6 protein-coding genes and 1 pseudogene are annotated in these 7,547 nt (G+C 40.4%); 5 read left to right on the forward strand and 2 right to left on the reverse strand.

Features of this window, described 5'->3' with window-relative positions; translation table 11 throughout:
- Window positions 1-118 precede the first annotated feature (118 nt).
- Both HT669_RS09245 and HT669_RS09250 read right to left on the reverse strand, forming a co-directional pair.
- Window positions 119-1,969 carry a nucleoside-diphosphate sugar epimerase/dehydratase gene (locus HT669_RS09245; RefSeq protein WP_023941401.1) on the reverse strand — a complete coding sequence of 617 codons (1,851 nt, stop codon included), beginning with the start codon at window positions 1,967-1,969 and terminating at the stop codon, window positions 119-121.
- A 53-nt stretch (window positions 1,970-2,022) separates the two neighbouring features.
- A pseudogene (locus HT669_RS09250) lies at window positions 2,023-3,167 on the reverse strand (glycosyltransferase family 2 protein).
- Window positions 3,168-3,224: 57 nt separating this feature from the next.
- Between HT669_RS09250 and HT669_RS09255 the strand changes: the two are divergent.
- The 5 genes from HT669_RS09255 to HT669_RS09275 all read left to right on the forward strand — a co-directional run bounded on the left by HT669_RS09255 (window position 3,225) and on the right by HT669_RS09275 (window position 7,469).
- Window positions 3,225-4,391 carry an MFS transporter gene (locus HT669_RS09255; protein ID WP_023941402.1) on the forward strand — a complete coding sequence of 389 codons (1,167 nt, stop codon included), beginning with the start codon at window positions 3,225-3,227 and terminating at the stop codon, window positions 4,389-4,391.
- Window positions 4,392-4,529: 138 nt separating this feature from the next.
- Window positions 4,530-4,856, forward strand: coding sequence for a PadR family transcriptional regulator (locus tag HT669_RS09260; RefSeq protein WP_023941403.1), 327 nt, complete (start codon window positions 4,530-4,532; stop codon window positions 4,854-4,856).
- Window positions 4,843-5,436 carry a DUF1700 domain-containing protein gene (locus HT669_RS09265; protein ID WP_023941404.1) on the forward strand — a complete coding sequence of 198 codons (594 nt, stop codon included), beginning with the start codon at window positions 4,843-4,845 and terminating at the stop codon, window positions 5,434-5,436. The genes HT669_RS09260 and HT669_RS09265 overlap by 14 nt, the downstream gene beginning before the upstream one ends.
- Entirely contained in the window at window positions 5,429-6,343 is a 915-nt protein-coding gene (locus HT669_RS09270; protein WP_023941405.1) for a DUF4097 domain-containing protein, read from the forward strand. Before HT669_RS09265 ends, HT669_RS09270 begins: the two co-directional genes overlap by 8 nt.
- 61 nt (window positions 6,344-6,404) lie before the next feature.
- Window positions 6,405-7,469 carry a DUF6574 domain-containing protein gene (locus HT669_RS09275; RefSeq protein WP_000808432.1) on the forward strand — a complete coding sequence of 355 codons (1,065 nt, stop codon included), beginning with the start codon at window positions 6,405-6,407 and terminating at the stop codon, window positions 7,467-7,469.
- The last annotated feature ends 78 nt before the right edge of the window (window positions 7,470-7,547 follow it).

The following is a 7,547-nucleotide window of genomic DNA, read 5'->3' on the forward strand; positions in this document are numbered from 1 at the left end:
ATATCTACGGCAAGGCGACGTTGACGTGGTTTGAAGAGATTTTCGAAGAGTATAAGTCTCTACATAACAAAACGCATATTACCAAGGTTCAAAACTTGATAATATGCGTTTTTCTTTTTTATTCAACGTGGGTTGTTTGATTGGCAAAGGCGATAATAGCTTGCTTCAACTCATCTCCGCTGAGAGTGCAGAATTCTTCAATCTTTTGATTGATGGCTTCTAGAGGCATGACATTGACCTTACCAACGAAAATCTTATCCATAACTTGGTTATCAACAAGTTCGGTTGATACCAAGAGTTCTTCGTAAAGTTTTTCACCTGGGCGGATTCCAACTTCAACGATTGGAATTTCGCTTTCGGTGTGCCCACTTAGAAGGACCATTTTCTTGGCCAAGTCATAGATTTTGACTGGTTTGCCCATATCAAGGATAAAGACTTCCCCATCCTTGGCATAAGCACCAGCATGGATAACCAAACGGCTAGCTTCTGGAATAGTCATAAAGTAACGGGTCATGCGGAAGTCTGTCACCGTTACAGGACCACCTTCAGCAATCTGGCGTTCAAAGACTGGAATGACACTACCACGGCTACCAAGAACATTTCCAAAACGAACTGCACAGTAGGTCGATTGGCTACGTTGGTTAAAACCAGTGACAATCAACTCAGCCACGCGCTTGGTTGCTCCCATAACATTTGGTGGATTAACCGCCTTATCTGTCGAAATCATAACCATCTTAGGTACTTTGGCTTCATCAACAGCTCTAGCAACATTGTAAGTTCCGCGGATATTGTTCTTGAAGGCTTCTTTTGGATTGCGCTCCATCATAGGAACGTGCTTGTGGGCAGCCGCATGATAAACAATAGCTGGCTTGTACTGCTCAAAGACTTGCAAGAGACGGTCATAGTCTTGAATATCGGCAATCACTGGCACATAATCAATCCCTTGGAACTTGCGAATCAATTCATGATAAACAAGGTAGATTGAGTTTTCCCCATGACCGAGCAAGACAATGCGTTCAGGATTGAAGCGACTAACTTGACGACAGATTTCAGAACCGATTGAACCTCCAGCTCCTGTGACTAAGATGGTCTTACCTGTCAGTTCTGCACCCAGACGCGATTCGTCAAGACGAATTTCCTGACGACCCAAAAGGTCTGTGATATCAATCTTCTGGAAGCCTCCACCTGCTGGGTGAAGTCCTTGAACAACCGTTTCAACATTAGGCATCTTGTAACATTTGACATCCAGCTTATTACACATCTGCAAGATACGCTCATATTCTGACGGGTCAAGCGACGGAATTGCAACGATAATTCGCTCGATTTGATGGCGTTTGGCTAATTCAGGCAGATTGTCATAAGAGCCTAAAACAGGGATACCACCAAGTTTTTGACCCTTTTTCTTAGCATCCTTATCCAAAATACCAACAAGTTCCAAATCACTGGTTGGGTGTTGGTAACTGTTCATAAAGAGGGCTCCGCCATCACCAGCACCAATCAAGAAGGTTCGACGGTGTTCTCCATCGCCACTTCCTTTTTTGCGTCTAGAGTAGATTAACTGCCAAGTAATCCGTGGCAATAAAATCAAGAAGGTACTCAACAAGATAAAGAGAATGATGAAACGGATGGAGAAGAGTGGCAAGAAGGCATAGCAGATTCCATAAGACAAAACACTGCTGGCAGTCACACCAAAAAAGATTTTCATGAAATCCGTAATCTTGCTGTAACGACTAATACTAGCATTCAACCCCCAAAAACCAATCATCAATTGATAGAACAGAAAGGCCAAACTCGTATAGATAATGTAGTCAACAGGTGCTGGATTAATCAGCCCATAAAATAAAATATAAGATACAATGATCGAAACCACCATACTGAAAATATCAAATATTCCCCAGAAAACCTGCTTTTGTTGTTTATTTAAAATTTCCACCAGATCAATCACATAATCTGTTAGTTTTTTATTCATGTCAATCTACTCCTCCTTAAAAGAGTTTTACTATATTGTTATTGTAGCACATTTTAATTTATTTGGCTTATTTTTCCAAATAAATTACTGTTCCCTTGTACTCTTTCTTCCATTTAAATCCTCTAATTAAACCTACAATCGTTCCAAGGCCATAAGCAAAGTGAATGGAAAATAAAAGAAAGGGCATCACAATTAGAAATCCATTTTTATGTTTTAATAAAGTCAGCAAAGTGAGTAGTGATAAAAGTAAAAAATAGGCGCCTAATAGTAAAGTTATGAATACGAATGTGATCGGTAACAATGCTAGACTAAACACAAGACTCAAAACAAATAAACAAGGAACATAGTGAAATAATGATAAACACTTAAACTGAACATGACTTGTCAAGCCAATCCACAAACCATTTGAATACTTTTGATGCAGCATTTTCTTGAATGTTGGTCGAATATACTGATAAGATAGAATACTTGGGCTATAGCGGATTTTATAACCATGTTCTCGAATTCTATAATGAATATCATTATCTTCAGTTCGGCCAAGTTGCTCATTTACTAAACCAACCTTCTGGAAAACCTCTCGTTTATACATCCCATGAAAAATAGAAGAAACATATCTATCCTCGGCACTATTTCGATAATTGGCAATGCTACTGCCAAACATATTTTCCTCAACAAGATGCAAGGTCTCTGCCCATTTTCCTTTTCCTTCGACAATCGTCGGTCTAGGCCCCCCACAGACAAATTCACCTTGTTGAATAATAGCCACATTGTTCATTACAAAAGTCTCAGTAACTTTTGAATGAGCATCAATTTTTAAAATAAGGTCCCCTACAGAATGTTTAACTCCCAGGTTAAAACCACTAGCTTGATTTTTCTTAGGATTGTTATACAATCTAATTGAGTTAAACTCTGTATCTTCCTTTATCAATTGCTGAATGATAGCTGTGGTCCCATCTGTGGACATAGCATTTATAAATAGAATTTCAATATTCTCTTTAGGATAGGTTTGATTTTTTAAGTCTTCAATTAGACCAGGCAGATATTTTTCTTCATTGTATGCACTGATTACAATGGATACGAGAAGACTTTTAACATTTTGAGTCACTACTACTCTCCTGAATTTTTCCTTCCACCATTCTATCATAATTTTCAAGACTTTCCCATTTTTATCTTGAAAGCCAGAAACCTTACTTGACATTATAGTGAAAAAGCCTTAAAATAAGCTGTTATTAAAATCAGCTATAAGAGGTATTATATGAAAAAGCAATCACTCTTTTTTGTTCCAGGTATTATCCTGATTGGTGTTTCCTTGCGAACTCCTTTTACTGTTTTACCCATTATTTTGGGAAATATTTCGCAAGGTCTAGAGGTAGAAGTTAGTTCGCTTGGTGTCTTGACCAGCCTGCCTCTCCTTATGTTTACCCTCTTTTCACCATTTTCTACCCGACTGGCTCAGAAAATCGGCTTGGAGCATCTCTTCACCTACAGCCTCTTCTTCTTGACCATCGGCTCACTTATTCGACTAATCAATCTGCCCCTGCTCTATCTAGGAACCTTGATGGTTGGGGCAAGTGTCGCAGTCATCAATGTCCTGCTTCCTAGTCTTATCCAAGCCAATCAACCAAAGAAAATTGGTTTTCTGACCACCTTATATGTAACCTCTATGGGGATTGCAACGGCTCTGGCTTCCTATCTAGCTGTGCCCATTACACAAGCCAGTTCTTGGAAAGGCCTTATCATCCTCCTCACCCTGCTCTGTCTAGCAACTTTTTTGGTCTGGTTGCCAAATCACCGCTATAATCATAGACTAGCTCCACAAACCAAACAAAAAAGTAAAGCAAAGGTTATGCGTAATAAACAGGTCTGGGCAGTTATTGTCTTTGCAGGTTTTCAATCCTTGCTCTTTTACACTGCTATGACTTGGTTACCTACCATGGCCATCCATGCAGGCCTTTCCAGTCACGAAGCTGGATTGCTAACTTCTATCTTCTCTCTGATTAGCATTCCTTTTTCAATGACCATCCCAAGCCTGACAACCAGCTTGTCTACTCGCAACCGTCAGCTTATGCTCACTCTGGTTTCACTGGCTGGCGTGATCGGCATTTCCATGCTCTTTTTCCCTGTTAGTAATTTCTTTTACTGGCTTGCCATCCATCTCCTCATCGGAACCGCAACCAGCGCCCTCTTCCCCTATCTCATGGTCAACTTTTCACTCAAGACAAGCGCCCCTGAAAAGACAGCCCAATTATCTGGCCTTTCTCAAACAGGAGGCTATATCCTAGCAGCCTTTGGTCCAACTCTCTTTGGTTACAGTTTTGACCTTTTTCACTCTTGGGTGCCAGCTGTAGCTGCCCTCTTGCTCGTCGATCTCCTGATGACTGTGGCTCTCTTCACAGTGGACAGAGCTGATAAAATCCTCTAAACTTCTAGTTTTTCCTAGGAGTTTTTTATATATAAAAATTTTATACATTTCTCTTGACAGGGCTTTCTTTTAGATGTACAATGTATGTGTAGAAAAATTATATATAAAAATCTTACACATTAGAAAAGGAGGTTCCCCATGTACTTTCCAACATCCTCTGCCTTGATTGAATTTCTCATCTTGGCCGTACTGGAAAAAGGGGATTCTTATGGTTATGAGATTAGCCAAACCATTAAGCTGATCGCTAATATCAAAGAATCCACACTCTATCCCATTCTCAAAAAATTGGAAGGCAATAGCTTTCTGACAACCTATTCTAGAGAGTTCCAAGGTCGCATGCGCAAATACTACTCCTTGACAAATGGTGGTATAGAACAGCTCGTGACCCTAAAAGATGAATGGGCACTCTATACAGACACCATTAATGGCATCATAGAAGGGAGTATCCGCCATGACAAGAACTGAATACCTGACTCAGCTAGAACTCTATCTCAAAAAACTGCCTCAGGCTGACCAAATTGAAGCCATGGACTATTTCAGGGAACTCTTTGACGATGCTGGAGTCGAAGGAGAAGAAGAACTCATTGCCAGTTTGGGAACTCCCAAAGAAGCAGCCCACGAAGTTCTATCCAATCTTCTCGATAAAAAAATCAATGAGGCACCCGCTCAAAAAAATAACCGACAAATTTTACATATCGCCTTGTTAGCTCTCCTTGCAGCACCTATCGGCATTCCTCTGGGAATCGCCATCCTCGTGACCCTGTTCGCAATCCTTGTGGCCGCTTTGACTGTCATTCTGGCTTTCTTTGCGATTTCCATACTTGGTATCATTGGCGGATTCCTATTTTTAGTTGAAAGTTTCACTGTCTTAGCCCAAGCCAAACCAGCCTTTATCTTGATTTTCGGTTCTGGTTTACTGGCTATCGGTGCTTCTTCACTAGTTTTACTAGGCATTTCCTATGTAGCCCGCTTCTTCGGTCTACTCATTGTTCGCCTGGTGCAATTTGTTCTTAAAAAAGGAAAGAGAGGTGACCAGCATGCGTAAATTGACAAAAGGATTTCTCATTTTTGGTGTGGTGACTACCGTTATCGGCTTTATCCTGCTCTTTGTAGGCATCCAATCTGACGGAATCAAGAGCCTACTTTCCATGTCCAAAGAACCTGTCTATGATAGCCGTACGGAAGAGCTAACCTTTGGCAAGGAAGTCGAAAACCTAGAAATTACGCTCCACCAACACGCGCTGACCATCACAGACTCTTTCGATGATCAAATCCACATTTCTTACCATCCATCACTTTCTGCTCACCATGATCTTGTTACGAATCAAAACGATAAAACTCTGAGCCTAACGGATAAAAAACTGTCTGAAACTCCGTTTCTCTCTTCTGGAATTGGCGGGATTCTCCATATCGCAAGTAGCTACTCTCGTCGTTTTGATGAAGTTATTCTCCAATTGCCAAAAGGAAGAAGTCTAAAAGGGATTAACGTGTCAGCCAATCGTGGACAAACCAGTATCACTAATGCTAGTCTTGAAAATGCGACCATCAATACCAATAATGGCTATCTCCTCCGAATTGAAGGAAGTCGTATCAAAAACAGTAAACTCACAACGCCCAATATCGTTAATATCTTTGATACAGATATTACAGATAGTCAGCTAGAGTCAACAGAGAATCACTTCCACGCTGAAAATATCCAAGTTCATGGTAAGGTTGAACTGACTGCCAAAGATTATCTCAGAATCATCCTAGACCAGAAAGAAAACCAACGAATTAACTGGGACATCTCAAGTAACTACGGTTCTATCTTCCAATTCACAAGGGAAGAGCCTGAATCAAGAGGCACGGAATTAAGCAACCCTTACAAAACTGAAAAAACCGATGTCAAGGATCAACTCATTGCGAGATCTGATGATGATATTGAACTAATATCCACACCAATCAGACGTTGACAAAAACGCTTACATCTGCTACTATGGAAACATATTTATCTAACTAAAAGGAGGTTCTACCATGAAACAAGAATGGTTTGAAAGTAATGATTTTGTAAAAACAACAAGCAAGAACAAGCCTGAAGAGCAAGCTCAAGAGCTTGCAGACAAGGCTGAAGAAACGATAGCCGATCTCGATACACCAATTGAAAAAAATACTCAGTTAGAGGAGGAAGTCTCTCAAACTGCAGTCGAATTGGAAAGCCAGCAAGAAGAGACAATTGAAACTCCTGAAGACGGTGAAGCGAGAACAGAAATAAAAGAAAAGAAGGCATCTAATTCTAGTGAAGAAGAGCCAGACCTTTCTAAAGAAACAGAAAAAGTCACTATAGCTGAAGAGAGCCAAGAAGCTCTTCCTCAGCAAAAAGCAACCACGAAAGAGCCTCTTCTTCTCAGTAAATCTTTAGAAAGTCCTTATATCCCCGACCAAGCTCCAAAATCTAGGGATAAATGGAAAGAGCAAGTGCTTGATTTTTGGTCTTGGCTAGTGGAAGCAATCAAATCTCCTACAAGCAAGCTTGAAACAAGTAGCACACACAGCTACACAGCCTTTCTCTTGCTCATTCTATTTTCTTCATCTTCCTTTTTCTTTAGTATCTACCACATCAAACATGCTTACTATGGACATATAGCAACCATAAACAGCCACTTCCCTGAGCAACTAGCACCTTTAACTCTCTTTTCTATCATCTCTATCCTAGTAGCAACAACACTCTTCTTCTTTTCATTCCTCTTGGGTAGTTTCGTTGTGAGACGATTTATCTACCAAGACAAGAACTGGACGCTGGAAAAGATTCTCCAACAATATAGTCAACTCTTGGCAATTCCAATCTTCCTAACTGCCATTGCTAGTTTCTTTGCCTTCTTTGATAGCCTACGATTTTCAGCCCTTTTGTGTGTGATTAGCATTGGAATCATTCTGCTTGCTAGCCTCCATATCATTACGAGACCTAGTCAAGCAAGTGAAAGCGACTCCTTCTATCAATTATTCTTGTCTGTCCTTGTGAACGGAGTCATTATCCTCCTCTTCTTTGTAGCTGAAGTGGCACTGATTGGAGATTATCTTCGTATCTTAGCCTTTCTTTAAACTTCATACTCTTCGAAAATCTCTTCAAACCACGTCAGCTTCGCCTTACCGTAGATATATGTTCCTGACTTTGTCAGT

The sequence above is a fragment of the Streptococcus sp. 2100 genome (assembly GCF_013276335.1).
GTDB lineage: Bacteria > Bacillota > Bacilli > Lactobacillales > Streptococcaceae > Streptococcus > Streptococcus pseudopneumoniae.

Coding starts and splice junctions, on each gene's coding strand:
- HT669_RS09245 (WP_023941401.1), bottom strand. CDS start 1,969: ATGAATAAAAAACTAACAGATTATGTGATTGATCTGGTGGAAATTTTA.
- HT669_RS09255 (WP_023941402.1), top strand. CDS start 3,225: ATGAAAAAGCAATCACTCTTTTTTGTTCCAGGTATTATCCTGATTGGT.
- HT669_RS09260 (WP_023941403.1), top strand. CDS start 4,530: ATGTACTTTCCAACATCCTCTGCCTTGATTGAATTTCTCATCTTGGCC.
- HT669_RS09265 (WP_023941404.1), top strand. CDS start 4,843: ATGACAAGAACTGAATACCTGACTCAGCTAGAACTCTATCTCAAAAAA.
- HT669_RS09270 (WP_023941405.1), top strand. CDS start 5,429: ATGCGTAAATTGACAAAAGGATTTCTCATTTTTGGTGTGGTGACTACC.
- HT669_RS09275 (WP_000808432.1), top strand. CDS start 6,405: ATGAAACAAGAATGGTTTGAAAGTAATGATTTTGTAAAAACAACAAGC.